The sequence below is a fragment of the Clostridium sp. DL-VIII genome, assembly GCF_000230835.1.
Lineage (GTDB): Bacteria > Bacillota > Clostridia > Clostridiales > Clostridiaceae > Clostridium.
In genome coordinates this window covers 2252769-2278213 of sequence record NZ_CM001240.1, presented here as the reverse complement: position 1 = coordinate 2278213, position 25445 = coordinate 2252769, and the positions used below count along the sequence as shown (strand labels likewise).

The 25445-nt window shown below is 31.7% G+C and carries 28 protein-coding genes and 1 pseudogene; 13 read left to right on the top strand and 16 right to left on the bottom strand.

Features of this window, described 5'->3' with window-relative positions; genetic code table 11:
• Window positions 1-148: 148 nt before the first annotated feature.
• From CDLVIII_RS29800 to CDLVIII_RS10335, 7 genes and pseudogenes are all read right to left on the bottom strand, one after another.
• Window positions 149-319, bottom strand: a pseudogene (locus tag CDLVIII_RS29800) (iron-containing alcohol dehydrogenase); the annotation flags it as partial.
• A gap of 75 nt (window positions 320-394) precedes the next feature.
• Entirely contained in the window at window positions 395-1606 is a 1212-nt protein-coding gene (locus CDLVIII_RS10360) for an acetylornithine/succinylornithine family transaminase (RefSeq protein WP_009169404.1), read from the bottom strand.
• A gap of 143 nt (window positions 1607-1749) precedes the next feature.
• A complete protein-coding gene (gene prdB, locus CDLVIII_RS10355) occupies window positions 1750-2475 on the bottom strand; it encodes a D-proline reductase (dithiol) protein PrdB (RefSeq protein ID WP_009169403.1) in 726 nt (241 codons plus the stop codon).
• A gap of 39 nt (window positions 2476-2514) precedes the next feature.
• Window positions 2515-2928, bottom strand: coding sequence for a CBO2463/CBO2479 domain-containing protein (locus tag CDLVIII_RS31920; RefSeq protein WP_009169402.1), 414 nt, complete (start codon window positions 2926-2928; stop codon window positions 2515-2517).
• Window positions 2928-4724 carry a D-proline reductase (dithiol) proprotein PrdA gene (gene prdA / locus CDLVIII_RS10345; protein ID WP_009169401.1) on the bottom strand — a complete coding sequence of 599 codons (1797 nt, stop codon included), beginning with the start codon at window positions 4722-4724 and terminating at the stop codon, window positions 2928-2930. The genes CDLVIII_RS31920 and prdA overlap by 1 nt, the downstream gene beginning before the upstream one ends.
• Window positions 4725-4735: 11 nt before the next feature.
• A complete protein-coding gene (prdC, locus tag CDLVIII_RS10340) occupies window positions 4736-6043 on the bottom strand; it encodes a proline reductase-associated electron transfer protein PrdC (RefSeq protein WP_009169400.1) in 1308 nt (435 codons plus the stop codon).
• A 277-nt stretch (window positions 6044-6320) separates the two neighbouring features.
• The gene (locus CDLVIII_RS10335) at window positions 6321-7193 is read right to left on the bottom strand and encodes a LysR family transcriptional regulator (RefSeq protein WP_009169399.1); all 873 of its coding nucleotides are present in this window, start codon (window positions 7191-7193) and stop codon (window positions 6321-6323) included.
• A 924-nt stretch (window positions 7194-8117) separates the two neighbouring features.
• On the opposite strand from CDLVIII_RS10335, the gene CDLVIII_RS10330 reads away from it, so the two are divergent.
• A complete protein-coding gene (locus CDLVIII_RS10330) occupies window positions 8118-9533 on the top strand; it encodes a glycoside hydrolase family 1 protein (RefSeq protein WP_009169398.1) in 1416 nt (471 codons plus the stop codon).
• 192 nt (window positions 9534-9725) lie between these two features.
• Here the strand turns inward: CDLVIII_RS10330 and CDLVIII_RS10325 are convergent, their stop codons facing one another.
• Window positions 9726-10133, bottom strand: a complete 408-nt coding sequence (locus CDLVIII_RS10325) for a GNAT family N-acetyltransferase (protein WP_009169397.1) — start codon at window positions 10131-10133, stop codon at window positions 9726-9728.
• 369 nt (window positions 10134-10502) lie between these two features.
• Between CDLVIII_RS10325 and CDLVIII_RS10320 the strand changes: the two genes are divergently transcribed.
• Window positions 10503-10832, top strand: a complete 330-nt coding sequence (locus tag CDLVIII_RS10320; protein WP_009169396.1) for a helix-turn-helix domain-containing protein — start codon at window positions 10503-10505, stop codon at window positions 10830-10832.
• Window positions 10833-10904: 72 nt separating this feature from the next.
• Here CDLVIII_RS10320 and CDLVIII_RS10315 read toward each other — a convergent pair whose 3' ends face one another.
• Together CDLVIII_RS10315 and CDLVIII_RS10310 are read right to left on the bottom strand one after the other, a co-directional pair.
• Entirely contained in the window at window positions 10905-11345 is a 441-nt protein-coding gene (locus CDLVIII_RS10315; protein WP_009169395.1) for a cupin domain-containing protein, read from the bottom strand.
• Between the two features lie 311 nt (window positions 11346-11656).
• On the bottom strand, window positions 11657-11977 hold the full coding sequence (locus CDLVIII_RS10310; RefSeq protein WP_009169394.1) for a helix-turn-helix domain-containing protein: 321 nt from the start codon (window positions 11975-11977) through the stop codon (window positions 11657-11659).
• A 121-nt stretch (window positions 11978-12098) separates the two neighbouring features.
• Between CDLVIII_RS10310 and CDLVIII_RS10305 the strand changes: the two genes are divergently transcribed.
• On the top strand, window positions 12099-12746 hold the full coding sequence (locus CDLVIII_RS10305) for a flavodoxin family protein (RefSeq protein ID WP_009169393.1): 648 nt from the start codon (window positions 12099-12101) through the stop codon (window positions 12744-12746).
• A gap of 268 nt (window positions 12747-13014) precedes the next feature.
• Here CDLVIII_RS10305 and CDLVIII_RS10300 read toward each other — a convergent pair whose 3' ends face one another.
• Complete coding sequence (locus CDLVIII_RS10300; RefSeq protein WP_085959794.1) at window positions 13015-13839, bottom strand: TrmB family transcriptional regulator; 825 nt, start codon at window positions 13837-13839, stop codon at window positions 13015-13017.
• A gap of 140 nt (window positions 13840-13979) precedes the next feature.
• Between CDLVIII_RS10300 and CDLVIII_RS10295 the strand changes: the two genes are divergently transcribed.
• Both CDLVIII_RS10295 and CDLVIII_RS10290 read left to right on the top strand, forming a co-directional pair.
• The gene (locus tag CDLVIII_RS10295) at window positions 13980-14903 is read left to right on the top strand and encodes an EamA family transporter (RefSeq protein ID WP_009169391.1); all 924 of its coding nucleotides are present in this window, start codon (window positions 13980-13982) and stop codon (window positions 14901-14903) included.
• 1 nt (window position 14904) lies between these two features.
• Window positions 14905-15351 carry a DUF2000 domain-containing protein gene (locus tag CDLVIII_RS10290; RefSeq protein ID WP_009169390.1) on the top strand — a complete coding sequence of 149 codons (447 nt, stop codon included), beginning with the start codon at window positions 14905-14907 and terminating at the stop codon, window positions 15349-15351.
• Between the two features lie 185 nt (window positions 15352-15536).
• Here CDLVIII_RS10290 and CDLVIII_RS10285 read toward each other — a convergent pair whose 3' ends face one another.
• Window positions 15537-16574: an NADP-dependent oxidoreductase gene (locus tag CDLVIII_RS10285; RefSeq protein WP_009169389.1), complete on the bottom strand. Its 1038-nt coding sequence runs from the start codon at window positions 16572-16574 to the stop codon at window positions 15537-15539.
• A gap of 144 nt (window positions 16575-16718) precedes the next feature.
• Between CDLVIII_RS10285 and CDLVIII_RS10280 the strand changes: the two genes are divergently transcribed.
• Window positions 16719-17075, top strand: a complete 357-nt coding sequence (locus tag CDLVIII_RS10280) for a helix-turn-helix domain-containing protein (protein ID WP_009169388.1) — start codon at window positions 16719-16721, stop codon at window positions 17073-17075.
• A gap of 363 nt (window positions 17076-17438) precedes the next feature.
• On the opposite strand, the gene CDLVIII_RS10275 is transcribed toward CDLVIII_RS10280, so the two are convergent.
• Window positions 17439-18044 (bottom strand): recombinase family protein, encoded by a 606-nt coding sequence (locus tag CDLVIII_RS10275; RefSeq protein WP_009169387.1) that lies wholly within the window; start codon window positions 18042-18044, stop codon window positions 17439-17441.
• Between the two features lie 277 nt (window positions 18045-18321).
• On the opposite strand from CDLVIII_RS10275, the gene CDLVIII_RS10270 reads away from it, so the two are divergent.
• The 7 genes from CDLVIII_RS10270 (at window position 18322) to CDLVIII_RS10245 (ending at window position 23553) form a co-directional block, all read left to right on the top strand.
• Window positions 18322-18963: a TetR/AcrR family transcriptional regulator gene (locus CDLVIII_RS10270; protein ID WP_009169386.1), complete on the top strand. Its 642-nt coding sequence runs from the start codon at window positions 18322-18324 to the stop codon at window positions 18961-18963.
• A 1-nt stretch (window position 18964) separates the two neighbouring features.
• Window positions 18965-20173 (top strand): alpha/beta fold hydrolase, encoded by a 1209-nt coding sequence (locus tag CDLVIII_RS10265; RefSeq protein WP_009169385.1) that lies wholly within the window; start codon window positions 18965-18967, stop codon window positions 20171-20173.
• Between the two features lie 263 nt (window positions 20174-20436).
• On the top strand, window positions 20437-20967 hold the full coding sequence (locus CDLVIII_RS29260; RefSeq protein WP_050816250.1) for a DUF4158 domain-containing protein: 531 nt from the start codon (window positions 20437-20439) through the stop codon (window positions 20965-20967).
• The gene (locus CDLVIII_RS29255; protein WP_050816249.1) at window positions 20942-21457 is read left to right on the top strand and encodes a hypothetical protein; all 516 of its coding nucleotides are present in this window, start codon (window positions 20942-20944) and stop codon (window positions 21455-21457) included. The genes CDLVIII_RS29260 and CDLVIII_RS29255 overlap by 26 nt, the downstream gene beginning before the upstream one ends.
• Window positions 21458-21834: 377 nt before the next feature.
• Window positions 21835-22317: a MarR family transcriptional regulator gene (locus tag CDLVIII_RS10255; protein ID WP_009169384.1), complete on the top strand. Its 483-nt coding sequence runs from the start codon at window positions 21835-21837 to the stop codon at window positions 22315-22317.
• 80 nt (window positions 22318-22397) lie between these two features.
• Window positions 22398-23027, top strand: coding sequence for a class I SAM-dependent methyltransferase (locus tag CDLVIII_RS10250; RefSeq protein ID WP_009169383.1), 630 nt, complete (start codon window positions 22398-22400; stop codon window positions 23025-23027).
• A gap of 25 nt (window positions 23028-23052) precedes the next feature.
• On the top strand, window positions 23053-23553 hold the full coding sequence (locus tag CDLVIII_RS10245) for a GNAT family N-acetyltransferase (protein ID WP_009169382.1): 501 nt from the start codon (window positions 23053-23055) through the stop codon (window positions 23551-23553).
• Between the two features lie 168 nt (window positions 23554-23721).
• On the opposite strand, the gene CDLVIII_RS10240 is transcribed toward CDLVIII_RS10245, so the two are convergent.
• The 3 genes from CDLVIII_RS10240 to arsB all read right to left on the bottom strand — a co-directional run bounded on the left by CDLVIII_RS10240 (window position 23722) and on the right by arsB (window position 25439).
• Complete coding sequence (locus CDLVIII_RS10240; protein WP_035301723.1) at window positions 23722-23982, bottom strand: aminotransferase class III-fold pyridoxal phosphate-dependent enzyme; 261 nt, start codon at window positions 23980-23982, stop codon at window positions 23722-23724.
• 42 nt (window positions 23983-24024) lie between these two features.
• A complete protein-coding gene (locus CDLVIII_RS10235; protein WP_009169381.1) occupies window positions 24025-24237 on the bottom strand; it encodes a hypothetical protein in 213 nt (70 codons plus the stop codon).
• Between the two features lie 140 nt (window positions 24238-24377).
• Entirely contained in the window at window positions 24378-25439 is a 1062-nt protein-coding gene (gene arsB / locus CDLVIII_RS10230) for an ACR3 family arsenite efflux transporter (RefSeq protein ID WP_009169380.1), read from the bottom strand.
• Window positions 25440-25445 lie beyond the last annotated feature (6 nt).

Below are 25445 nucleotides of genomic sequence, written 5' to 3'. Positions count from 1 at the left end.
CAGGCAAATTACTTTTTTTAAGCACCTTTGCCTACCTTATATTTTATTATATATATGCATTATACTCATATATTTCCTCTTTTGTAAACTGATATTTTATTATATATATCATTAAATTTTGTCATGACACCTTAACCAGCATTTCTCTATAATTATATATTTTATAATATTCACCGTTATCAGCAAGTGCATTATACTCTATAATTGTTGGAAGTACTATTGCATTAGCGACTCCATGAGGCACATTAAAAAATGCACTCACCGGATGACTCATAGCATGAACATTTCCTAATCTTGCAAATGAAAATGCAATACCTGCAGAAAATCAAACTCATTCATAATATACCCCATTCCTGCAACTACAATATATTAAAAGGTCTGCGCAACTATTATTTTATAAAGATTCAACTGCTTCTTTAATTATTTGAACAGCCTTATCGCAGTCTTTCTCTGAAATAATAAGCGGAGGAATCATACGAATAATATGAGCACCAATTGCAGTAATGAGCAGCTTTCTGTCAAAACATGCATGTTTAACATCAACACCACTTATACTTTCATCAAATTCAACCCCAATCAAAAGTCCCTGACCTCTTACCTCTTTGACGTGTGGCAGTTTGCTTAATTTTTCCATAAAATAAGCACCCATTTTTTCTGCATTACCTGCAAGATCTCTATCAATAAGTTCGTTCACTTCAGCTAAAGCTGCTGCACACGAAACAGGATTACCACCAAATGTCGTACCATGTGAACCAGAAGTAAATGCTTTTGCAACTTCTTTGGATGCGCATATAGCACCAATTGGCATACCACCCCCAAGAGCTTTAGCCATAGATATAATATCTGGTTTGATACCATAATGCATAAACGACATGAACTTACCAGTTCTGCACCATCCTGTCTGAACCTCATCAATTAAAAGAAGCATTTCATGTTCATTACAGAATTCTCTTAATCCTTTCATAAATTCCTGTGTTGCTGGATGAACACCACCTTCTCCCTGAACAGGTTCAATCATAATAGCTATTGTATTTTCACTACATGCATCCTTAAATGACTGAAGGTTATTATACTCTGCATATGTAAAACCATCTGTCATAGGACCAAAACCAATCTGGCATCCATTATCAGGCTGACCTGTGGCTGACATTGCACCAAATGTTCTTCCATGGAATCCCATTTTTGCAGTTACGATATTATATTTTTTAGGACCATATTTTTCGACTCCATATTTACGAGCCATCTTAATCATAGCTTCATTGGCTTCTGTACCTGAATTCTGATAAAATATCTTATCCATTCCAATAGTTGTACATACTTTTTCCGCCAAAAGTGCTTGTGGAATAGTATATGGATAATTAAATGTATGCATAATATCTGATACTTGATCTTTTACTGCTTCCACTACTTTTTCATTACAACTTCCAGCAGAGTTTACTGCAATACCAGCATAAAAATCTAAATATGCAGTTCCGTTTTCATCATATATATACTGATCTTTGGCTGTTTCTGCCAAAAAGTCAAAACGCTCATATGTCTCTATCATATATTTGTTGACTTTATCTTTAATATCCTGTGCACTTAATCCTAAATCCTTTAATCTCATTATTATAGCCTCCTAATATTTTTTTTATTATCACTTATGCTTTGCATCTTATGTGAGTCATCCCACATAAGATATATTACAAGTGAGCATCAAAACATTTGGCTGTTAAGGTGCTTAAAAAATGCAATTATTATAACTTTAATTTATACATTATGTCTGTATTCATATGGAAGTACTTTTATAGCATTGTAACTTGGACAATCACGAACCCACTCCAAAGATTCTTTTATAATTGCTGTTTGTTGTGGAATATTGTTAGGTTCTCCTGCATTAGACCCAATTGGTACATGTGGAGCTGTAATTCTAGGTGCTCCCTGCTGCTTTGCAATCGGAGGAAGTGCTGCTATAACTACGCAGCTCATACCCTCAGCTTCACAACATCTTGTAACGATAGTTGCTGATCTGTGGCAGGTTCCACAACCACCAGTACAAAGTACTATGTCTACTCCTTGCTCCTTTAATTTCTTGGCAATCTCTGGGCCTGTCTCATTCTTAAATTTCTCAACATTTCCACCACCACCCATGAATGTGTATGTCTCTGTCGAAAGTGATCCTATAAAGCCTTCATCTACAAGTTCATGAAGACGATCAATTGGAAACATTGCATTTACATCTTTATTAATATCAGAATTATCAAAACCTCCATGTGTTACCATTAACTGATCTGATGGAATCTCAAACGGAATAGTTCTGTAAGAAAAATCACCTGAAGTATTAAATGGCACCTGACTTTTGATGTGTATTCCTCCTGCTGTAATAAATGCTACCTTACATTCACTTAATGGCTTTTTTAACTCTGTAAACACCGGTTTAGGTGTAATTGGTACAAAAATTTCTGACTGCATTCCTTCTACTGTTGTTAAACTCATAATTCTACCTCCTATATTGATTCAAGTGGGATGTTTTTCTTACCTACTTACCTGCATACAGCTGAAATAAAATTCTATATTCTGACCTTCTTTTAGCGGTACAGGTGTAAATACCCAGCGCCTTGGCACTGCAATAGTTCCCAATTGATTTATAATTTCTACTTTTACTGCTGTATCATTTACCTCTGAAATCTTTCCTCCAAGCAGGCATGGACTTATTTCATGATCTGTAATCATATCCGATGAATCATAATCATACGGATCTTCAACTACCTGTATATAACTAAAATAAAATTCTGTTTCTAGGCCTTCTTGCAAATTATCGCAGGGTATTACCAGATGTTTTGGAATAGAAATAACTCCAAGCCTCCCGTGCAAATGGACTTTTATCTGGTTATCCGATACCTTTTTTACAAGCCCTCCCATTTTAATTGGGTTGATTATATAATCCATCAATGTAGTGTTCCATTATCAACCAATTTTGTTTCTGAAAGTCCTAAAAGCTTATTATTGGCATTAATAATGTCGTTACTCCATTTTTTTGATGCCGGCTTAATATCCACACCTGCCATCTTGTTTTTCAACATTTGAATTGCACGGGCTGCAACTTCTTTTGTTACACATGAGCATCCAGCTACATTATTTTCAAATCCTCCCATATCCATATTTTCTTCAACCATTGCTGTTGCATATTTATTACCAACTACTAGCTGGCCCTGATATGCACAGAATGATACTCCTACTACTGGTATATCTCTCTTTCCAGCCTGTTCAATATGCTGTATAAAGTCAATGTGATTATTACCAAATCCCTCTGTTGTTATAATACAACCATCTATATCTAAAGATTCAAGAAGAGAACCTAATCTCTCTGATACCCACATTTTCTCATCATTTACCTGAGGGGAGCCAACAAATACAACTCCGATAAGATCAAACTCATCATCAGCTGCCAATCCTTCTACTAAAGGTTCACGAATATAATGACGTGTCATTTCCTTAGTAGCCGGTCCTATACATGTTAATGCATGTATTGAACCATCTCTTACTTGATTTGGTGTAAGCATAATTGGTACATTACCACAATCAACATTCTTTTGGCCTCCTAGAATTCCACAAGGTTCTGTAGGACAAATTACATTATCATGCATGGCTCCTTGTCCCATAATCTCTTTAACAAGTACAACACGAGGATTTCCACTACGTCTTACATCTTCACATACTTCCTCATGCAATACTTCTCCATCATAATTCTTAAGCTCATCGCGGACTGCCTGAATAATATAATCCTGACACTTATGTGCTGAAAATGGACCTGGACGAGTCATTCCTGTATTTTTTTGTATAACAACATGACATCGAATGATAATATCATTTTCATCTGCACATCCAGGATGACCAAAATACATCTTTTCATCAAGATATCCTTCAGATGAACCAAACTCATGAACCTGAACTCCTTCTTCATCAACACCTGTTAACATGAATACAACTCCATCTGCAACCTTAGTAATACCTTCTCCAAGTTCACCTTCCACTTTTGTAGCAATTGGGCAGACATCCATAATTGTTTCAGTGTAAACATGACGCTTATCTGGATATATAACATCAAGTTTTATACTCTTACATAAAGGATCTTCTTTCACTGCTTTCTCTACAATATTCTTATCTATGCTGATCTTTCCATCTTTTATAAATGTCTTTTCTCCTATTTCAACATCTGTGATTTTCATATGTTTCTTCACAAGAGTTCTAATTGATTTCTTTTCTCCTGCTACTGCTTTTGGTATAGTAGGTGCAGCAACTTCTTCTATATTACTTCCCCCGGCAAATACAGGAATATCTAATTTTAATCCTGTGATATTTTCTGCCTTTTCAATCTCAATATGAATCATTCCATTCCCTCCTGTTGTCGTATGAACTATCTTTTTTAGCAAATCATCTTTATCTTCCTTAACCATGTTTTTTGATGCATCATTTTTTACTGGCGCAGTATCGTTTATTTTGTCTAACACATCAGTTGTAATAGGTGTTAATGCCTCAACATCTTTAATAAGCGTACTTCCTAAGACTTGTTCAATCTTAAGACCATCTGGACTAAGGGTTAATAATCCAGCCTCTTCCATATCATCAAATAATGTTGGATCTTCTAAATCTGCAGCACTTATTACAAGTCCCTTTTGTCTCCTGCAACAAAAAATAGCAGGATCTTTCATATGAAGTTTTAATGTTTCATTTGTAATAGACATATCGTTTCCCCCTAGCTTTTATTAAATTTTCTTATTAATTTATGGTTAACAGCCCTAAGCGCACCATCCGTACAGTGGTATACTGGAAGCCCTAATTTGGGTGCACATGACATAACTGTATTAGAACAATCTGTACAATTACTTATTAAAACCGCTTCTGCTCCACTCTTTTTTAATGCCATTACCTTTTGTACCTGTCCTGGGCATTTTCCAGGGTTTTCACATTTCCTGCTTCCATTTACTTTGATAGCCTGTTTACAATATTCAACTCCGGCTACCTGTGAACCCATACTTTCTGCTATCTCACATAAACGGTCTTTATCAGCGCCACATGCACATACCAAAATCCCTATCTTTGATGGACCCTTTATGAAACATTCTGAAGCTATCAGACCACCTGTAGTTTTGACAATTGGAGAATCCATTGTTGTTCTCTTGCCAGTAAATGGTCCACCCATTATTAATTCACCGTAGTCTTTAGAAACACCGCCTGCCATCTCAAATACATCTGAAACCTTTATTCCTAGTGGAACATCATAAAAAACTTGAATAAGTTTGTCATTTGAATTATCTGCGATTTTTCCAGCTACCGTAAGATCTTTGTCAATAAAGGGTTTTTTCTCATCAACAGCCTCTTGAATTCTGCATGCTGTTTCTGCATTAATTACAATTGCATCTGCCTCCAGCGGAAGTGAATTAACTGGCAACAGCTTCCCAAATACTTCTCGAATAATAGCTCTTTCTTCACCCATAGGATAAATATCATCTAGGGTTACAATATGTATATTACTGTTTGTATTTGCTTCTTCCAGCTTTTTGATTGCCACGCTTTGGTATTCTTTAATTGCAATGACTCCTGACGATGCATTAGAAACTTCCATAGCAATTTCTAAGCCCCTCAGTAATTGCTTTGGTTTCTTTTCTATTTTCCCTATATTATGTGAAAGTATTGGTTCACATTCTGCTGCATTTATCACAACTGTTCCATTTTTCTTGAACGGTTTGGATAATTTAGCATAAGTAGGGAATCCTGCACCTCCAGCGCCTACAATACCTGCTTCTTTTATCAGTTCCAGAGGAGTTGATTGTGTTAGAGGAATATAATCAGTGCTCTGCTTTTCATCTGCTAGAATAAATATACTACTATCTGAGACTTCACAGACTCTTCCAGATACACTTGCATATATATTTGCCCCAAGTGAATTTTCCCTTTGAAAAGAAACAAGTTGTCCCCGCTTTACGTTGTCACCTTTGACAACTGCGGAAACAACTTGTTCACCAATGTGTTGTTTCAACAAATATTCATAAATATGTCTCATTATAACCTCCTATCTACGTCAATATTGCTTGATGTTTCTTTGTCTTCCTGGTTATGAATTCAGTATACGGCAGCATATTTAATTAGTAAAGCGACTTTTTGTTCTGTTATTGATTAGTAATTGTCATGTTTATTTTAAGAAAATTCGCTACCCTCATGACTTTGCTCAAGTTATAGAATTCTATAAATTCCTAAAGAATAAAAAATAACTGCGTACTTAGCTAAAATAAAAAGTACCCAGTCATCTAACTTTATTTGATTGTGCCTTATATTAAAATTTACTGATTTGTTATATAGTCTTTGGCAAATTCTATGAATTTTTTGACAGATGGTGTAAGCATATCATTTAATTTATATGCGATCCCAAGTTTTCTGCAATAATATGGATTTAATGGTCTCATAGCTATTATATTTTTATAGTCTCTTGCAATCAACTCTGGCAATATACTAATTCCTAGATTATTTGCAACCATAGATATAATCGCATGATCATCAGTACAGGAGTACTTCATAAATGGTTTTACTGCTGCATCTGTTAATGCATTATGAATATCATAATCAGTTCCTATTGTAGATATTATGAATGGCTTGTCATTAAATTCTTCAATTTGAACCGATTTATTTTTACTAAATTTATGATTAAGTGGCAGTATTGCAACTAGCGGATCTTCGTACAAAGGAATAAACTCCATTTTATTAATATGACGTTCACTTAAAAAACCTATATCTATTGTATTGTCATCAATCCACTGCTCTACATCATCTGTTCCACCCTCTTTGATGCTTATTTCAATTTTGGGATATTTTTTTTCAAAAAGATATATAATCTGCGGTAGCCAACTAATTGCGACACTTGTAAAAGTTCCAATCTTAATTTTACCAATTTCGTAGCCTTTAATATCCTGAATTGTCTCTTCAACATACTCATTGCTGGATAAAAGACCTCTGATAAGTGGAAGTAAAATTTCACCACTATGGGTTAATGTAACACCTTTCTTAGATCGAATAAATAGAGCTAAACCAATTTCACTTTCAAGACTCTTAAGCAAATGACTAACTCCTGACTGGGTATATCCTATTCTCTCAGCGCTTTTTGTAAAACTTCCAGTTTCTGCAACATCTACAAACAATTCGTATTTTTTAATATCCATCTTAGCCCCCCTTACGACTATCGTCGGCACATATAAAAATGAAAGAGTGCCGATTTAGCCTGTTTAACTTTATAATACTTGCGCTTATTGCAAATTCGATGTATTATGATTAATATTGTACATAACAGTAATGCTTATTACTGTTATTCCCTTACTTGTATTATAGTTGTTTCTATTCTTTTGTAAACTCTTTATTAATACTTAACACTTAAGCTCATCTTCAAAAGTAGAATTTCTAATTATAATAGCTATTTGTTTTTTATCAAAGCACTCTCATCCCGCATTTTAGGCGCATATTCTTCAGAATATATATGGTAATATGTTGTAGAATATATATTCTCCTATGGTAATATTCTTAAGAATAAATATGGTACATAGAACTTCGATATTTTTTCATCTAATTCAAATTTATTAACACATGGAGAACTACCATAAATCCTTGCCACTCTTTTAGCCATTAACTCTACTTGTTTTTATAAAATTTGAAGCTGGGTAACTTATTTGAATGCCCAAAAATATTTAAGAAAATTAAAATAAAATTGTTGACATTTAATTGTATAAACGTTATCATCGAATTACAATATTTATACAATTGTCAGGATTGTTACTGATTTGATCAGGCGAAACCTCAATTAATGAGAAGAGATATTAATTAATCTCTTTTGATTAATTGGGGTTTTTATACTTTAATTCATAATATAATTTGATTGGAGGCTAGGAATGATAATATAAAATTATCTTATACTTAGAATATTAATAGTTTCTAATATGAGAAAATTTTATGATTAAGTTATGTATCAGCTTTTGTCAATACATAGTATATATACTTTTAATTATAGTACTATAGATTGTGTATTGCTGTTATTAATTTAAATTATGCAAAATTTTCATTTATTTATAGAGTGGACTGAGGAGGAGAAAAATATGTCAATTAAGTTTCCAGAAGGATTTTTATGGGGAGGGGCTACAGCTGCTAACCAATTTGAAGGTGCATATAATGAAGATGGTAAAGGATTATCAACTCAAGATATAGCTCCAAAAGGATTAATGGGTCCATTAACTGATGAACCTACAGAAGATAATATGAAGCTTATAGGAATTGATTTTTACCACAGATACAAAGAAGACATCAAATTATTTGCTGAAATGGGATTTAAGACTTTCAGATTATCTATTGCATGGTCAAGAATATTCCCAAATGGTGATGATAAAGAACCAAATGAAAAGGGACTACAATTCTATGATAATGTATTTGATGAATTAGCTAAATATGGAATTGAACCTTTAGTTACAATTTCGCATTATGAAACTCCACTTGCTTTAGCTAAAAATTATGATGGTTGGGTTAATAGAAAACTTATTGGATTTTTTGAAAACTATGTTAGAACAATTTTTACAAGATATAAAGATAAAGTAAAGTATTGGCTTACTTTTAATGAAATAAACTCAGCAGTTCACCAGCCTTATATGAGTGCTGGTATATGGACTCCAAAAGAAAAATTAAGTAAGCAAGACTTATACCAAGCTATGCATCATGAATTAGTTGCAAGTGCACTCGCAGTAAAAATTGGTCATGAAATGAGTTCAAATTTTAAAATAGGATGTATGGTTCTTGGATTGCCAAATTACCCATTAACTCCAATGCCAAGTGATGTACTTAAAGCAATGGAACAGGATAGAGAAAATCTATTTTTTGCAGATATTCATGCAAGAGGAGAATACCCAAGATACATGAATAGATTCTTTAAAGAAAATAATATAGAAATAAAAATGGAAGCTTTGGATAAAGAAATATTAAAAAATACAGTAGATTTTATTTCATTTAGTTACTATATGAGTTTCTGTGCAACTGCAGATTCAGAAAAGAATAAAGCTGGAGCAGGAAACATTTTTCCTGGTATACCAAATCCATATTTAAAAGCATCTGAATGGGGCTGGCAAATAGATCCTGAAGGTTTAAGATATATTCTTAACCAATTCTACGATAGATATCAAAAACCATTATTTATAGTTGAAAATGGCTTAGGTGCAGTGGATGAATTAATAACTGATGAAAATGGTAATAAGACAGTAAATGATGATTACAGAATTAAGTATTTAAATGATCACTTAGTTCAAGTTGCAGAAGCTATTGAAGATGGTGTTGAACTTATGGGATATACTACATGGGGATGTATAGATTTAGTTAGTGCATCAACTGCTGAACTTAAAAAAAGATATGGCTTTATCTACGTAGATAGAAACGATGATGGAAGTGGAACTTTAGAAAGATATAAGAAAAAGAGTTTTGATTGGTATAAAGAAGTAATCGCAACAAATGGAGCAAGTTTAAAAAAATAAAATTAAAGTCTAAGATCTATATCTTTAATTGTTCTTTTACCTCCTAATGGAATACGAATAGTATCTTAATACAAGACCAATACAGCTTGAATTTGAAATAAAATAATCCTGGAGAGGCTTTTCTCTTCAGGATTATTTTATTTCATTTATATAATTTAACACATGTGAGCTAACTATAAATACATATAGTTATTATAATACAGCAATTTTATGCATGAATTTTTCAGCATTTCTTTCAAATCCATATTTTTCATACAATCCATGTGCATTTTTAGTAAGCAAAAGTCCATGCAAATTTTTCAGATCATCATCTTTTGCAATGAATTCTATCATTGACTTTCCTAAACCTTGTCCTCTATGCTCCTTGTCAATAATTACATCGCAAAGATAATAAGCTGTGGCATAATCTGTAATAACTCTGGCGAATCCAACCTGATTATTATGGCTATCAAATACCCCATAGCATACCGAATTTTCAATTGATTTAACTATTGTTTTTTCTGCACGGTCACATGCCCAATATGTTTGCTTTAGTAAATCCTTTATCCTCTCAATCTGTAATCTAGATTTATCTTTACTAATACAATATCCATTTATCACTTTTATCAGCCTCCAAAGTTAATAAAATAATTATCTTTTCCATTTAAATTTATTTTAAATCCTTCCCTCAGGGCAGAGTCAACACCAATTCATTGTTAAATAACAAAAGTTTCTTATATCAATAATACATAGTAAAAGCCATAACTAACTAATTAATTATAGCTATACTATAAATATTATTAGATTTCCAAAGAACGTTGCTATATAATAAGTTCAATAGTATACTATTATAATTAAGTACCCAAAAGTACTATAGCACTTAAAAAGTAACTAATAGTTTTTTAGTATTTTAATGCATGGATGCTAAAGTGCAAATCACTAAATATTTATTCTTTATCTTAAAATATAAAAAGAAAGTATGTGCAATTTATGAAAAGAGAATTACCCGCTTGTTCAATTGAAACAACACTATTACTTATAGGTGGGAAGTGGAAAGTGTTAATATTAAGAGACCTCATTAATGGAACTAAAAGATTTGGAGAGTTGAAGAAATCAATAAATTCTATAAGTCAAAAGGTGCTTACACAGCAGCTACGAGAAATGGAAGAAGATGGGCTTGTAGAAAGAACTGTATATGCTGAAGTACCGCCGAGAGTTGAATATTCACTTACCGAAGATGGCATGAGCCTAAAACCTGTACTTAATTCTATGCTTACATGGGGAAATCAATATAAACAGAAGATCAATAATAATCTATGATTCAATAAGCACAATATATAATAAAAATAGTACCTTGCTTTCAAAAGCTTAGTACTATTTTTGCTAATAATCCTATTTTTCCATGTTAAATGTACCTTTTATATGATTTCCCAAAACCATTACTTGGTTACTATCTGGTAAGCTGACAACTTCTGGTACGTTGTGTGTGTCAAAATCAACATAAACAAGATTTTCAGTATCGGAAGCATTACTAATTACATGTGCACCTTCTTTACCTGGTGGAAAAGTTATAATATCACCCGCCTTAACTGATTTTATCCCGTCAGGTGTTCTAACTGAGCCAACCCCACTAATTATATAGAATACCTCTTCATTTTTTTCGTGATAATGGTAACCAAATGCTTGGTTTCCAGGTGGCACTTCAATAAATGATACTGTACATTGGTTAGCATCAGAACCAGCGACTACTGGTTTAATGTAAAATTCATTATCATTTTGTTTTCTTTGAATTGCTTCAATGGCATTTAAATTTTTAATAGTAAGTTCTTTCATAGAGAAAGCCTCCTCAATGTAATTAATTGGATATTATCTATCTATGTTTTTATAATACGGTTATATATACAGTATGTAAAGTAAGCACTTCAAAGTGGTATAGGCACCTAAAGGTAACTATTATCTTTATAATCCGAAAAAAATTTTTATACAAAATAAATGATTATATCTGAAGTTTATTCCAAATTTTTATATACCAGATTAGTATGTTAACCTTTATTTTTATATAGGGTTCCATATAGATAACATAACCGTGACTTTGACTTATATAACTCACCGAAATAAGTAATATAATCGTGTTCTATATAATTTTAACTATTTTCAGGATGATGCTCATCTCCCCAAAATGCCATTAATTCTAGGATAGGTATTAATGTTTTACCCTTTTCAGTTAACGAATATTCTACTTTTGGTGGAATTTGATTATATTCTTTACGGTTTATTAACAGACTACTTTCTAATTCTTTTAACTGCTGACTTAACATTTTATGTGTAATATCATCTAAATCTTTCTTAATCTCACCATATCTTTTCACATTATCTCTATGTAATAACCAAAGTATTATCCATTTCCACTTACCACTCATCACTGATAGTGTATATTTAATTGAACAATCATGTGGCTTAGCCATTCATACTTCACTCCCCTTTTATATAGTATCTACCTAAAAAGTGCGTACTATCTTTTTATTCTACATAATATATAATTTAGAACATGAAGTCAAACAATATATTAAAAATGGAGGTTATTTTATGAATATATTAGCGTTTAATGGAAGTCCAAGAAAAAATAACAATACAGGTACATTGTTAAATAAAGCTCTTGAAGGTGCTGCCTCACAAGGTGCAAGTACCAAACTTATAAATCTTTATGATCTGAACTACAAAGGTTGTATGAGCTGTTTTGCTTGTAAAACAAAAAATGGTAAAAGTTATGGTAAATGTCCTATAAACGATGATTTAAAACCAATATTTAAAAAAATTGAAGAGGCTGATGCTATCATTTTAGGATCTCCTTTATATGCTGGAACTGTAACCGGTGAAATACATTCGTTTATGGAGCGTTTGTTCTTTCAATATTCTGTATATAGTGCCAAGCCTCAATCTCTTTTTCCTAAAAAGATTCACACAGGTTTTATTTATACCATGAATGCAACAGAGGAAATCTTGAAAGCACAAGGCTGGGATCATCATATTAATTTTAACCAAATGATGTTGACTAAAATATTTGGTTCTTCAGAAACTCTTTTCAGTTTTGATACTTATCAATTCGAAGATTATTCAAAAGTAGTTACAAGCGTTGATCCTGAAAAGAAAGCAAAAATACGCAAAGAAGTGTTCCCAAAGGATTGTGAAGAAGCTTTTAAAATGGGAGCAAAATTTGCAACATCTATAATCTAATAATATAAAAACAGTTTGTTGATGGCTAAAGCGCCCAAATAAAATCTATAATTAATTACCAAAATTATAGGACAAACCTCTGCTGTTTTGGGGGCAAATACTTAAGCTCTATATAAAATAAATAGTGTTAAGGGGATTGTGAGCACTCACCCCTTGACACTATTTATTTTATACTGATATAATTGCTTTCCCAAAAAACATTGTTTTATTAAATTTATATTCAATGATATAGCTCTTGAAATTAAAATATTATGATTTCATAGATTAATTATACATAATGTTTTTTTAAATCTTGGTATATAGAAAATTTCTTACGAAGTTCAATAAGATTTTTGCCAAAACTTTCTTCTAATAATTCTCTATGCTTCTCCATGATTTCCATAATATACAGATCATGAATCATGACTTCTGTTATAGGCATAACCAATCCTTGATGCATTGTCCATGCTGCCCTGCTATCTTTACCGAGTGATACAATACCAGCTACAACTTCTGAATTATCAGCACTAGCTACAAGCCAGCGTCCTCCGTATTCATCGGTAATTTCTGTACTCATATCATGTAAGTAAACATTTGCAAAATCAGCTATTATTTCTCCATAAGCAATGATTGTTACTACTACTCCTTTATCAGCTGCCTTTTTTAATTCAGCTTTCAATTCTTTGAATTCCTCTTTCCAAAGTTCAATCAGAATTCTATGTTTTGCTGAGAGGATGCATTCTTTTACTTTATCAAGTATTTCGTCATGACCAGTTATATTCCAGATATTCTCACGATTCTTTGCAGATTGATTATATTGTTCTAAAGATTTTTCTGCAAGTTTAAAACTCTCTTCAGCTTTTACCCTGCGATTTTTAATAAGTTCTTTTGCTGGAATTGGAACGTACTGTTGTGTATTTCCATGGCTAATTAAAATATCTCCACGCATAGCAAGACTATCTAAAACCTCATATATTTTTGAACGTGGCACACCTGAATTTTTTGCTACTGCATAGCCTGTTAATGGTGATTCTTCTAATAATGTAAGGTATGCTTTTGCTTCATATTCTGTAAAATTTAAATTTTTTAATACTTCTAAAATGTTATCTTCCATAAATCCTCCAATAATATTAGTCGCTACTTTAGTAACTAATATTATAACTAAATCTATTGACACAATCAACTAAAACTGATATTGTAATCACAAGTAGTTACAATAGTAGTCACTAAATTTAAAGGGGGATATATATTTCTATGTTAAAGGCCAAATCATTACTAGATAATCAAAAAATAAATATACAAAATGGAACTTTATCTTACTATTACTTGGCTAGTACTGGGGCTGTTGTATTATGGAGTGCATCTTTTATCGCAACAAAATTAGCTTATGAAACTTTTGCTCCTATTCAACTCGCTGCAGTTAGAACTCTTTTTGCTGTGCTTCTCTTTTGGTTCATGAGGAAAATCACATCAAATAATGAACAAATACAAAAGGAAGATCGTATCCGTATCGCATTAAGTGGATTTTTGGGGATTACACTTTATTTTGCAATAGAAAACATTGGGGTTAGTATGACCTCTTCTTCAAATTCTGCTTTGATAGTAGCTTCTTTTCCTGCTGTTACAACATTACTAGAATTTTTTATTTATCATTCAAAACCAAATATAAAAAAAGTACTTGGAATTATACTCGCTATCATTGGTGTTGCAGTTCTAACTCAAATTAATGTAGATGGTAATTCTAAATCTATGTTAGGAAATATAATCCTAATAGGAGCCGGAATTGTATGGGCATTCTACAACTTTATCACAAGAGATTTGACAAATAAATATTCTGCAATGACGTTAACATATTATCAGATGCTAGCAGGCTTCATCTTCCTTTTGCCATTTGTCATCATCGAGGGTAAAACATGGAGAATGCCTACCATCACTTCAGCAAGCGCATTGATCTATCTAAGTGTAGGTTGCTCTATTGTTGCATTTCTATTATATAATTTAGGACTCAGAAAACTCTCCGCTAGTATTTCAGTATCTCTTATGAATCTAGTTCCTGTTTTAGGTTTAATATTTTCAATATTAATCTTACATGAAAGTGTATCTGCCCTCCAAATATCAGGCGGAGTTATTGTTATCATAGGTGTTATATTAAGTTCTATTCAAAAAGGAGAAAATTAAAATGTATAATGAAAATAACGAATTCTTAACAATATTATCAGAAATCCCTACTCGCTGCACTATTATAATGGACAGTTCCTTATCAGGAGGACTTCTTGCTAATGCAATTGCTGTAATAGCACTAACAGCAGGCAGACGTCACCCTGTACTTCTTGGCGAACAGCTCATTGATGCATCAGGTGAAATACATCCTGGTTTAATTCCTACAGGAATTCCTATGTTGTGCACAAATCAAGAAAATTTGAAAGCACTTCGTAATGCTGCATTGGAAAAAGGCTGCGATGTTATAGACTTCCCTGTTGAAGGTCAGCAGACAAAGAATTATGAAGAATTTCTATCTATTACACGAGATATACCATCAGAAGATATGAAGTACCTTGGAATAGCTTTAGTTGGTTCAAAAAAGACAATTAGTAAACTTACTGGAAAATGTGACATGATAAAATAGTAAAATAGAACCACTTATAAACATGTAACAAAGTTACCAAAAGAAAAGCCATCACCTCTATTAAGGCGATGACTCGTCCTATGACTTATTTATTTAAGTTGTTTAGTCTGCATAGCTATTGATTTCCTTAAATTTGCACGCTAAACTTCCATCTGTTAATGAAAGCTACATTCTCGCTTTCGGCCTTACACAACTGTAAGCACGATCTTGCCTTGGATATGCCCGTGGGCAGCTCGCTCGTGCGCCTTGCGAGCATCAGCAAGCGGGAACGTGCTGTCAATTGCAACGCGCACTGTGCCTGAATCAAGTAAGAGTGCCAATTCTGCGAGCTGTGAACCGTTCGAGTGGACTTGGAGCATTGATACTGTTACACTAAGCTTTGCAACCTCCTCAGCGTCAGCAGAACCAAAGAAAATCGGAAACAAAGCGCCGCCCTGCTTGAGTGTGCGCAAGAAACGACCGGTTGTTGGACCACCAATGGTGTCGATAACGAGATCAGCGTCATGCACGACATCCTCAGGAAGGTTCTTGGTGTAGTCGATGAATTCGTCTGCACCAAGTTCGCGAAGGAACGTCTCATGCGCACCTGATGCCACCGCTATGACATGAGCCCCCTTCCATTTGGCCAGCTGTACGGCGAAATGTCCCACTCCGCCTCCAGCACCATTTATAAGCACAGTCTTGCCGCTAAGCGGAACCGGGCGATGCGGCGCCAGTTGAAGGGAGTTTAGTTCATTATGCCCAAGATCAATCATGTACTGCCACGCAGTGAGCCCTGACATCGGCGCCGCCGCTGCATGCACGTGATCGATGCCAGCAGGTTTGAGTGCTAGGTCCGACGCAGGAGCAGCAACATACTCTGCATAAGCATTACTCCCAGGTTTAGGGAAACGAACCATGCCGAAAACGTCGTCGCCTATGGAAAAGTCCTTCACATCCGCAGCTACAGCCTCAACAACTCCGGATATATCTGTTCCTGGAATGTAAGGTAATGGTATAGTCGGCCTTATCTCGGGAGGAAGAATCTTCATCCCTTCACGCATGTACCAGTCTGGTGGATTGATGCCGATTGCGTGAACTCGAACGAGCACCTCGCCTGTCTTAAGTTCAGGACGCGGCACATCCTCGTAACGTAGCACATCAGGACCACCGAACTCATGGAATCGAATTGCCTTCATAGTGTTTGCCGAAATATCTTTCTCTTTTTGAATTGTAGTAATCATCAAATTTCCTCCTATTTTCTTAATTTTTGACTAATGTATTATTTACATATAGTTTGCTTTTGATGTATAGTGTTATTATAGTTTCATAGGTAACATAATAACAAGTACGCACATTTTTGTGCCTTAAAATCGGAGGTATTACTAATGACAGATCAACAAGGAAACAAGATAATTTATTACAAAGACGAATGTCACATTATTGACGCTCTTGAAATCATTGGTGGAAAGTGGAGACTGCCTATCTTGTTCGTTATATACCGTACAAAAAGCATTAGATATAATGAACTTAAGCGAAATCTACCTGGAATAACTAATATTATGCTGACCCGTTCCTTGCAGTCTTTGGAAGAACATGGTCTTGTGAAAAGAAAGGAATTTAATAAAATTCCTCCTCATGTGGAATATTCTTTGACGGATATTTGTAAATATTTAGAGCCTGCTTACGAATCTTTAAATGAGCTGGGTAAAAAATTGTCAGAGCAACCTCCTGATAAGATATAGATAATGATCCAACGGAAGGCTTTTGGGACATTCTAAAATCTGAAATGTACTATCTAAGAAAATTCGATACATTTGATGAACTTAAAAAGCAATTGGTTGCAGCTTTACTTTATGAGGCAAAAATCTATAAATAAAAAAGAATGATCTATTAGAGTGTTATAGACCATTCTGAATACTGGTTAATATTTATTTAATAGGGGATAAATAATGTTTAACTACTTTATATTTATATAATACTTGAGATTTGTGACAGTAATATGGCAAAATATTATTTATATTATCTGCCATCTTCTTGCAGTATAGGGTACACGCCGAGATACATGTAAAAAGCGGTAACATGATGTATATATTTTACAATTCATATTATAGTTCTATCAAATCCTCATGTTGCTTAACTAATTTATAGAAAGTATTTTTCTTTAAGTTCAACTCTTTCATGGCTTTTACTGCAGTTATCTTTTTATCTTTCCAATCTGTATATATTTCTAGCCAGTTTGGAGGAAAATTAATATTGGGTCTTCCTAAATGTTTTCCTTTTTCTTTTGCAGCTGCAATACCTTCAGCTTGTCTTAATTTTGTATTTAACTTTTCCTGTTCTGCCATTGTAGATAAAACTTCAATCAATAAATTATTAATCATATCCAATAGCCACTCTTGACCTTGTTGTATATCCATCATAGTTGTTGGAATATCTAATATTTTAAGTCTGACCCCTTCAGTTTTAAAGTATTCTAGCTCTTGCTTAATTTGCTGCTTATTCCTTCCTAAACGATCTAATGATTTAATATATATAATATCTCCAGATTGTGCAACTTTTCTAAGTAGTTGGTATTGAGGTCTGTCAAAATCTTTACCACTTTGTTTTTCTGTAAAAATAAATCTATCATCAACATACTTTTCGAGTTCTATTAATTGTCTATCTAAATTTTGATCTTTAGTGCTAACTCTACAATATCCATAAATTCTCATTTTTACTTTTCCTCCAAATTATTTTAAGATTATTATACAAAATCAGTTTGAAAAAGTATATATTATTTATTAAACGTTTATAAATAAATTTGTATATATTTATAAACGTAAATTAAATGAGAAAATAGGTATCTTAAAAGGTATACCTTTGGGGATATATGTTTTTTTATTTAATTTTAATATTTTTTATTAGGTAAATTTTGTATTGACTTATATTGTTTGTAATGATATATTAATCCTAATGAATGACATCAGTCATTAACAAGGGGGATGAAAAATGGCTAGAGTAATTAAAGATCCGGAAGAGAGAAAAAATGATATATTAAAAGCAGCAATGGAACTATTTAAAGAAAAAGGTTATGAGAAAACAGCTGTAAGTGACATTGTAAAAGCAGCTGGTATAGCTCAAGGAACTTTTTATATCTATTTTAAAAACAAAGAAGATGTTTTTATATCAGTAATTGAAAATACAAGAGAGAAAATCATTGAACAGCTTATTGATGTACAAAAGAGAAATGATTTAAATGCAGTTGATAAAATGAATTTAATTATAAGACTTGAATTTGATATAAATCGTACAGATGATGATTTAATTCTACAATTACACCTTGAAAAAAATTCAGGAATTCATCTGCAATTCATTATTAATACAATACACAAGCTTGTTCCAATTTATACTTCAGTTATTGAACAGGGAGTAAAAGAGGGATTATTTGATATCCAATATCCTAAAGAAGCTGCAGAATATATGCTAGTAGCTACTAAATTCATGTTTGATCCTGGAATATTTAACACCAATTTGGAAGAGTTACAGATAAAATCTAAAGCAGCAGAAGATATAAGTGAAAGAATACTTGGATCTTCTAAAAATAGCTTAAAGTCGCCAAATGCTATGTATTTATCGAAAGGAGAAAATTAATATGAAGGCAATTTTTAAAGACAATCAATTTTCATTTCAGATTTTGAGACTTCTTGGAGGTGCTACTTCATGCACCTCTGACATAGGTGAAGTTATTTCAACTGCTCAAAAAATAAAAGAAGGGGATTTTGAAAGCTGGTGCAAAGAGTGGACAGAACTTGCAAAAAGGATTGAAAATTTTGCTAATGTATGTTATTCAAATGGACATTTAATTAGTGCAAGACAGGCATATCTTAGAGCATCAAATTATTATAGAACTGCTGAATTTTATTTACATGAGAATCCAAATGATCCAAGGATAAATGATCTATATAATAAAAGTATATACTGTTTTTCATATGTAATGAAATTAAATACTCCTGCCATTGAAGCTATTGAAATACCATATGAACATACAACTCTTCCAGGACATTTTTACCATATTGATAATAAACCAAGACCAACTTTAGTTCTAGTTAATGGGTTTGATGGTACTAAAGAAGAATTTTATGGACTAGCGATGTCTGCGCTTGAGCATGGGATGAACTTTTTTACTTTTGAAGGTCCTGGACAGGGTGAAGTGGTTCGTAAACAGCATTTATTTTTTAGATATGACTATGAAAAGGTTATATCTCCTGTTTTAGATTATCTTCTTTCAAGAAAAGAAATAGATCCAAATGCAATAGTGTTGATGGGAGAAAGTTTTGGAGGATATCTAGCGCCAAGAGCCGCAGCTTTTGATAAACGTATTGCTGCTTGTATTGCTAATGGCGGAGTATATGATTTTATGGGATTCAGAAAACCTTCTAATTTTTCAAGAGAAGACTTTTTTGCATACGTACGTAATAATCAGGACGAAGTTAATGCTATTAACTATGAAGAAATTAAAAAGAACTCAGAAATGAGATGGGCAATTTCACATGGAATGTACGTATCCGATGCAAAAACTCCTGCTGAATTCATTTTAAAAACTGAAGAATATTATCTTAAAGGAATAGCAGAAAAAATTACATGCCCTACACTTGTTATTGATACTGAGAATGAAAACTTTTTTCCTGGACAGGCTAAAGTACTTTATGATGAACTTGAATGTAAAAAAGATTTTATGCTATTTACCAAAGATGAATGTGCTGAAGAACATTGTCAGGTTGGAGCTAAATTAATTGCAGGTGAACGCATTTTTAATTGGATTGAAGATACTATAAATAATCACATAAATGTTGGCTTATAATAAAGCGTGCTTATTTTAACTAAAAAACTATAAGGTATCAACACTTTATAGTTTTTTATATCATAAACAAACATTGAATATATTTAATTTTTTGTACAAAAATATTGAAAATCAGGAAGGATGCTAATGGCTTTAATTGAACGCACTATATATCCAAGATTTAGTAAAATGACAAGTAAAAATGAACTAATAAAATTGTATACTCCATTTCAATTGCATATAAATACGCAAAAGGCTTACCTAACATAGTTGTTTTTATTATAATGTTAAAAACATTTAAACTACTTAACTATTTTCCAAGTTATAAGAGTATCCATAATAGAATAATTGAACATATAAAAGAAAGCATTAATATATGTGATAATATTGAGATAAATGTATCAGAAAAAACTATTCAAAAATATAAATTAATCATAAAAATATACTTAAATGTAATAGATGATAAGGAATTTATAACTAATTTGGTATTAAAAACAGTTATGGAGTTCGATCCTATCATGGAACATCCTGCGGACGTTTTTAATGCAATAATTGAAATTTTAATCAAAAACAATTGTGAATTGCCCGCATTTAGTACACTTGAAAGATTAATTAACAGTAAAAGAGCTACAATTAATAAAGATATATTTGAGTATGTTTCGAGTAATTTAAATGAAATCACTAAGAAAGCATTAGATTTAATGTTAGAAACTAATGAAAAAGGAATTTCAGGATTTAATTATATAAAGGAGCTTCCTAAAAGTCCAACATTAAAACATATGAAAGAAATTGAAAAAAAACTATCTTTATCTTAAAAATATTAACCATGGGAAAGAGATTTTAAAAAATATTCATCCTTCAAAAATTAAGTTTTTTGCAGCTCAAGGAAATGCATTAGATGCTTCTGAAATGAAAGATTTTTCCGAAAATAAAAGATATACCATTATACTTTACCTTATCTATATATCTACTATTAAAACATGTGACAATCTCATAACTATGTTTATTAAAAGAACTGGTACAATACATAATAGAGGTAAAGAAAAATTACAAAATATAATTGAAAAACAAAGATCAAAAACAGAAAATATTATTGAAGCCTTTCGTGAATTACTAATACTATCGCCAGAAAGCACTGATATTGAAATTACTGAAAATTATAGAAAAATTCTTACAAGTAAAGGTGGATATGAAACTTTAGTCAACGATTGTGAAGAAATATCAGCTTATAATAATAAAAATTATTTCCCATTATTATGGAATAGTTTTAAAAATCATAGGAAAATTCTTTTTGAAATAAAATAATTAGCAACTTGCTCTTGAGTAAGATTTTCTTTTTTTCTACATTTTCTAATAACTTCACCTATTCTCATAAAATAAACACCTTCACTTATCTATACATTAATTAACTTCGGCCTTCGTTAATTAAATCATATCAAAGCTACATAATTTTAACAATTGAAGTATTTTCATTTTTTGTTCATGAAAATTAACTATTGGTTAATTTTCTTTATGATTAAATATTTCTTTATATTATTCTTAGTGATTGGATTTCTTGAGTAGACTTAATCATATTACTACTATTTTATAACTCATCTAATATAATTTAAAAATTACTTTCTAAGTACAATAGTTGTATATTGCAATTAATTATGCTATTATTTTCCTAAGGAGTGATATTTTTGAATGCTGCAGATAGTAAAGATTTTAGAGAATTAATAAGAATACTAGAGCGAAAACTGGGATTATTAAACAAACAAGATAGCTGCTGTTTAGAAGTTACTTTAGCTCAATGTCATGCATTAGTTGAGATAGGACGTGCCGAAAATATTTCACTAAAAGCTTTAGCCAATTTAATTGACCTAGACATTAGTACTATGAGTAGAACTGTAGACAGCCTTGTAAAAAAAGAATTTGTATTTAGAACTCCATCAGAAACGGATAGACGAAGTGTAGATATTGAATTAACAGAAAAAGGATTAGTACTTTTTAGAGATATTGAAAACAAAATGGATGATAAATTTAATAATATTTTTAATCAAATTTCTTTTGAAGACCAGTTAACTGTTTTTAATGGATTAAACATTATTATTGAAGCACTAACAAAAAATGAAAACATATCTAACTGCTGCAATAAGGGTTTAAACAATAGTGAAAATAAATAAACCGGAAAAGACGTTCAGTTTACGCATTTTTATTTTTACTTAAAGAACTCTTTCCTAATAAAAATATTGGAGGGTTAATAATGAAAGAAAGTAAAGAATATTTTGATGAAGTATCATCTAATTGGGACAATATGAGAAATGACTTTTTTTCGGATGAAGTAAGATTGGTAGCCTATAAAACTGCTGACGTTCAAGAAAGAAAAGTAGCTGCAGATATAGGAGCTGGTACTGGATTTATAACAGAAGGTTTAATCAATAAAAATGTTAAAGTTATTGCTGTTGACCAATCAGAAGAAATGCTTAATTTATTAAAAAACAAGTTTTCAAATTACAAAGATCTTAAATGCATTCAAGGAGTCGGTGAAAAATTACCTATTGAAGATAACTCAGTAGATTATGTGTTTGCAAACATGTTTTTACATCATGTTGAAAATCCAAGTTTAGTAATAAAAGAAATGCAAAGAATCTTAAAATCTGGAGGAAAACTTGTAATTACTGACTTAGATAAGCATAACTTCGAATTTTTGAAAACTGAGCAATATGATGTTTGGATGGGGTTTGATAGAAATAATATTATAGAATGGTTTGAAGATGCCGGGCTTAAGAATGTAACTGTAAATTGTGTAGGAAGCAACTGTTGTACTGATTCAAAATGTGGATGTGAGAAAGTTAGCATTAGCATTTTCGCCGCATATGGAGAAAAAATTTAATTATTTTTATAAAGGAGAAAGTATTATGAATTATACAATTGAAGAAATGAAAGAATCTGATTGGGAAGAAGTTTCAAAAATATATCTTCAAGGAATCAATACAGGTATAGCCACCTTTCAAAACTCTATCCCAACTTATGATGAGTGGAATAACGGACATATTAAATCTTGCAGATTAGTTGCTAAATCAGATGAAAAAGTCCTTGGCTTTACTGCTTTAAGTGCTACTTCAAGCAGAGCTGTTTATTCTGGTGTAGCTGAAGTTAGTATTTACATTGGTAAAAATTACAGAGGACTTGGAATAGGTAAAGCTCTACTAACAAATTTAATTAATCTCTCAGAAGAAAATAATTTTTGGACTTTACAATCTGGAATAATTAGAGAAAATACTTCTAGCATAGAGCTGCATAAAAAATGCGGTTTTAGAGAAATAGGAATAAGAGAAAAAGTTGCTAAGATGGATAATGGTATCTGGCATGATACTGTTTTAATGGAACGTAGAAGTAAAGCAGTTGGAATCAATTAATTATAAATTCATAAATAAAATTAATAATAGATAATCAAAGTAAAATTTTAACTTGATTATCTATTATTAGTTTAAATATTTTTAAATCTTATTTTTTCTTGTTTAGCATATTTTTTAATACATCTCTATTGGTTAATAAATTCTTTAATTGTATTTTTTAAATTATACTTATTGCACTAATACTTTATCTAATACGCTACAAAGAATATTAAGCATCTTATCAGTATCATTTTCAGTTATTATTAAAGGAGGCATTAAGCGAATTATTGATGGTCTTGGTGAATTTATTAAGAGCCCTGCATTTAAGCATTCTTCGACAATTTCACTTCCCTTATCTTCTGGAATATCAAAGGCTAAAAGTAATCCCTTTCCTCTTATATTAGTTAATTTATAAAAACATCTATCCTTTTTCAGAATAGATGCTTTCATCAATATTATTGTACTTATAAATATTTTAAATTCATATCCAAGTTATCTATTCAATTTTAAATATTGTTCTTCAGTTATTTCAGTAAAAAAGTTTAATACAAAATTTTTATAATGATTAATTGGTGGTTTTCTTTCCTCTTCTTCTTTTACTTTTATAAAATAATCTATAGGATCAATATTTATAGCTTTGCTCCAATAAATTCTATTACCACTAAGTGTAACTTCTGCACTATAAGTCATAAAATAATACTTCATATTTCAATCTCCTTTTAAATTATTAATTTCTATATGTTTAAATTAATTTAAAAATAAGATTATATATTTTGAATATGGCTTTTTATATCTTTATGAAGTTAATTTAATTAAAAACTAAATTAAATATAAAATTTTATACTTTATGCATTTTCTTCTTTAGAATACGAAAAATACTTTCTTCCCCAGTGTAATGCTACATTTACAAGTCCAATCATTACTGGCACTTCAATTAGCGGTCCTATTACTGCAGCAAATGCTACCCTTGATTGAATTCCGAATACTGCTACTGCAACAGCTATTGCGAGTTCAAAGTTATTACTTGCAGCTGTAAATGATAAAGTAGTAGTTTGGTGATAATTTATACCTAATTTGTAACTTATATAGAATGATATAGAAAACATTACTATAAAATATATTACAAGCGGTATTGCTACTTTAATAACATCCATAGGTAACTCTACAATATATTTGCCCTTAAACATGAACATTACTACTATTGTAAATAATAAAGCTATTAAAGCTAATGGACTAATCTTAGGAACAAATTTTTTCACGTACCATTCTGTTCCCTTCATAGGTTCTAATATTAGTCTAGTAAGCATTCCAAGCAAGAATGGTATACCTAGATAAATTGCAACAGATGTTGCTACTTGTCCCATAGAAATATGAACTTCATATCCTGTAAGTCCAAACACAGGTGGTAACACAGTAATAAAGAAATAAGCAAATACCGAATAAAATACTACTTGAAATATAGAATTAAATGCTACTAATGCTGCTGCATATTCACTATCTCCATCTGCTAAGCTGTTCCAAAGAATTACCATAGCTATACATCTAGCAAGACCAATAAGAATAAGTCCAGTCATTAATTCTGAATCAGATTTCAAAAATACAAATGCTAGAATAAACATTAAAACTGGCCCAATAAACCAATTTTGCACTAATGACAATCCAAGAACTTTTGGATTTTTAAATACTTTTCCAAGTTCCTTGTAATTTACTTTTGCAAGTGGTGGATACATCATAACAATAAGTCCTATAGCTATAGGTATTGATGTTGTTCCAACAGATAAACTTGCGAGTCCCTCTGATAATGATGGCACTCCCCATCCAAGTATTATTCCTAGTGCCATTGCTGCAAATATCCACAGTGTTAAGTATCTGTCTAAAAATGACAGTCTCGATGATTTATTACTCAATTTTAA

What these genes read in the sequence shown, in the direction of transcription:
- CDLVIII_RS10360 (WP_009169404.1), bottom strand. Translation starts at nt 1,606, where the DNA reads ATGAGATTAAAGGATTTAGGATTAAGTGCACAGGATATTAAAGATAAA.
- prdB (WP_009169403.1), bottom strand. Translation starts at nt 2,475, where the DNA reads ATGAGTTTAACAACAGTAGAAGGAATGCAGTCAGAAATTTTTGTACCA.
- CDLVIII_RS31920 (WP_009169402.1), bottom strand. Translation starts at nt 2,928, where the DNA reads ATGGATTATATAATCAACCCAATTAAAATGGGAGGGCTTGTAAAAAAG.
- prdA (WP_009169401.1), bottom strand. Translation starts at nt 4,724, where the DNA reads ATGTCTATTACAAATGAAACATTAAAACTTCATATGAAAGATCCTGCT.
- prdC (WP_009169400.1), bottom strand. Translation starts at nt 6,043, where the DNA reads ATGAGACATATTTATGAATATTTGTTGAAACAACACATTGGTGAACAA.
- CDLVIII_RS10335 (WP_009169399.1), bottom strand. Translation starts at nt 7,193, where the DNA reads ATGGATATTAAAAAATACGAATTGTTTGTAGATGTTGCAGAAACTGGA.
- CDLVIII_RS10330 (WP_009169398.1), top strand. Translation starts at nt 8,118, where the DNA reads ATGTCAATTAAGTTTCCAGAAGGATTTTTATGGGGAGGGGCTACAGCT.
- CDLVIII_RS10320 (WP_009169396.1), top strand. Translation starts at nt 10,503, where the DNA reads ATGAAAAGAGAATTACCCGCTTGTTCAATTGAAACAACACTATTACTT.
- CDLVIII_RS10315 (WP_009169395.1), bottom strand. Translation starts at nt 11,345, where the DNA reads ATGAAAGAACTTACTATTAAAAATTTAAATGCCATTGAAGCAATTCAA.
- CDLVIII_RS10310 (WP_009169394.1), bottom strand. Translation starts at nt 11,977, where the DNA reads ATGGCTAAGCCACATGATTGTTCAATTAAATATACACTATCAGTGATG.
- CDLVIII_RS10305 (WP_009169393.1), top strand. Translation starts at nt 12,099, where the DNA reads ATGAATATATTAGCGTTTAATGGAAGTCCAAGAAAAAATAACAATACA.
- CDLVIII_RS10300 (WP_085959794.1), bottom strand. Translation starts at nt 13,839, where the DNA reads ATGGAAGATAACATTTTAGAAGTATTAAAAAATTTAAATTTTACAGAA.
- CDLVIII_RS10295 (WP_009169391.1), top strand. Translation starts at nt 13,980, where the DNA reads ATGTTAAAGGCCAAATCATTACTAGATAATCAAAAAATAAATATACAA.
- CDLVIII_RS10290 (WP_009169390.1), top strand. Translation starts at nt 14,905, where the DNA reads ATGTATAATGAAAATAACGAATTCTTAACAATATTATCAGAAATCCCT.
- CDLVIII_RS10285 (WP_009169389.1), bottom strand. Translation starts at nt 16,574, where the DNA reads ATGATTACTACAATTCAAAAAGAGAAAGATATTTCGGCAAACACTATG.
- CDLVIII_RS10280 (WP_009169388.1), top strand. Translation starts at nt 16,719, where the DNA reads ATGACAGATCAACAAGGAAACAAGATAATTTATTACAAAGACGAATGT.
- CDLVIII_RS10275 (WP_009169387.1), bottom strand. Translation starts at nt 18,044, where the DNA reads ATGAGAATTTATGGATATTGTAGAGTTAGCACTAAAGATCAAAATTTA.
- CDLVIII_RS10270 (WP_009169386.1), top strand. Translation starts at nt 18,322, where the DNA reads ATGGCTAGAGTAATTAAAGATCCGGAAGAGAGAAAAAATGATATATTA.
- CDLVIII_RS10265 (WP_009169385.1), top strand. Translation starts at nt 18,965, where the DNA reads ATGAAGGCAATTTTTAAAGACAATCAATTTTCATTTCAGATTTTGAGA.
- CDLVIII_RS29260 (WP_050816250.1), top strand. Translation starts at nt 20,437, where the DNA reads ATGTTAAAAACATTTAAACTACTTAACTATTTTCCAAGTTATAAGAGT.
- CDLVIII_RS10250 (WP_009169383.1), top strand. Translation starts at nt 22,398, where the DNA reads ATGAAAGAAAGTAAAGAATATTTTGATGAAGTATCATCTAATTGGGAC.
- CDLVIII_RS10245 (WP_009169382.1), top strand. Translation starts at nt 23,053, where the DNA reads ATGAATTATACAATTGAAGAAATGAAAGAATCTGATTGGGAAGAAGTT.
- CDLVIII_RS10240 (WP_035301723.1), bottom strand. Translation starts at nt 23,982, where the DNA reads ATGAAAGCATCTATTCTGAAAAAGGATAGATGTTTTTATAAATTAACT.
- CDLVIII_RS10235 (WP_009169381.1), bottom strand. Translation starts at nt 24,237, where the DNA reads ATGAAGTATTATTTTATGACTTATAGTGCAGAAGTTACACTTAGTGGT.